This is a genomic window from Comamonas sp. GCA5, from assembly GCF_036541385.1.
GTDB classification, from domain to species: domain Bacteria; phylum Pseudomonadota; class Gammaproteobacteria; order Burkholderiales; family Burkholderiaceae_C; genus Comamonas; species Comamonas aquatica.
In genome coordinates this window covers 1-1,780 of the sequence record NZ_JAZHFR010000173.1, presented here as the reverse complement: position 1 = coordinate 1,780, position 1,780 = coordinate 1, and the positions used below count along the sequence as shown (strand labels likewise).

The window sequence follows — 1,780 nt, the reverse complement described above, 5'->3', positions numbered from 1 at the left end:
CTGCCGCACGGGTGGCGCGCCGCTCATCGAGTGGCACGGTGGCCAGCGCTGGGTGCAGGCCCCGCGCAGCCAGGGGCCGGCGCTGCAGGCGCTGGCGCAGTCTGTGGGGGGCAGTGCTTCGCTATTCAGAGCTGAAGGCGCAGGCCAGATCAGCGCCAGCCCGATATTTGATGTGCAAAACCCGGCGGTGCAGCGCATCCAGGCCCAGCTGCGCCAGGCCTTCGACCCGGTGGGCATTTTCAACCCCGGGCGCACCATGGCGTGAACCGGGGCCCGCACGGCCCGGCACCCCATCAAAACCATTCCAGAGACACCCCACCATGCAAACCCACCTCGCCCCGCAATACCGTGGCACGCCCGAAGGCCAGGAGGCCGAAGCCATCCTGCGCAAATGCGTGCACTGTGGCTTTTGCACCGCCACCTGCCCCACCTACCAGGAGCTAGGCGACGAGCTGGATGGCCCGCGGGGCCGCATCTACCTGATCAAGCAGGTGCTGGAAGGGCAGGCGCCCACGCGCGCCACCCAGCAGCACCTGGACCGCTGCCTGACCTGCCGCAACTGCGAATCCACCTGCCCCAGCGGGGTGCAGTACGGCCACCTGGTGGACATCGGCCGCAAGGTGGTCGATGCGCAGGTGCCGCGCCCGTTGGGCGAGCGCCTGCAGCGTTGGGCCTTGAAGGAAGGTCTGACATCGCCACTGTTTGCCCCGGCCATGAAGCTGGGCCAGGCCGTGCGCCCGCTGCTGCCCGCCGCCATCCAGGCCAAGGTGCCGCCCAGGGGCGAGCACGGCGCCTGGCCCACGCGCAGCCATGCGCGCAAGGTCTTGCTGCTGCAGGGCTGCGTGCAGCCAGCAATGCTGCCCAACATCAACTACGCCACGGCGCGCGTGCTGGACGCGGTGGGCATCCAGACCCTGGTGGTGGCGCAGTCGCAGTGCTGCGGCGCGGTGAAATACCACCTCAACGACCACGACGGCGGCAAGGCGCAGATGCGCGCCAACATCGATGCCTGGTGGCCGCTGATCGAGGCCGGCGAGGTCGAGGCCATCGTCAGCAATGCCTCGGGCTGCGGGGCCATGCTCAAGGACTGGGGCCATGTGCTGCGCGATGAACCGGCCTACGCCGACAAGGCGGCCCGCACCAGCGCCCTGGCGCGCGACCTGAGCGAGTTGCTGCCTGCCCTGCTGCCCGAGTTGGCCGACAAGCTGCAGGACCGCGCCCGGGTGCCGGCGCAGCCCATGGCCTACCACCCGCCGTGTACGCTGCAGCACGCGCAAAAGCTCAAGGGGGTGGTCGAGGCGCAGTTGTCCCGGCTGGGCTTCCAGCTGCTGACGGCGCGCACCGAATCCCACCTGTGCTGTGGCTCGGCGGGGACCTATTCGGTGCTGCAGCCGGCCATGGCCAAGACCCTGCGCGACCGCAAGCTGCAGGCCCTGGAAGAGGTGGCACCGCAGCCGGCAGCGATCCTGTCGGCCAACATCGGCTGCATCACCCACCTGCAAAGCGGCACCCCGGTGCCGGTGCGCCACTGGGTGGAAGTGCTGGACGAAGCCCTGGCCTGAGGGGGCGGCGCGTGCGGCCAAAGTGCCGGGGGTTCACACAGACCGTGCAATGCTGGCATCATCGCGGGTTTGATTTTTCCTGCACTGGCCCCAGCCCATGACCGAATCCGTGTCCTCCACCGTTGACAACTCCGTGCCCGGTGCCTCGGCGCCAGCGCCTGCCCGTGCAGACCGTCCGCCCGCAGCAGCGCGGTGGCCGTGGCCGCCCTGCCGGAGTC

1 protein-coding gene and 1 pseudogene are annotated in these 1,780 nt (G+C 69.8%); both read left to right on the top strand.

The window, feature by feature from the left end; genetic code table 11:
* Positions 1 to 265 (top strand): annotated as a pseudogene (glcE, locus tag SJH88_RS19025) (glycolate oxidase subunit GlcE); the annotation flags it as partial.
* 55 nt (positions 266 to 320) lie between these two features.
* A complete protein-coding gene (gene glcF / locus SJH88_RS19020) occupies positions 321 to 1,562 on the top strand; it encodes a glycolate oxidase subunit GlcF (protein ID WP_274755378.1) in 1,242 nt (413 codons plus the stop codon).
* Positions 1,563 to 1,780: the final 218 nt, after the last annotated feature.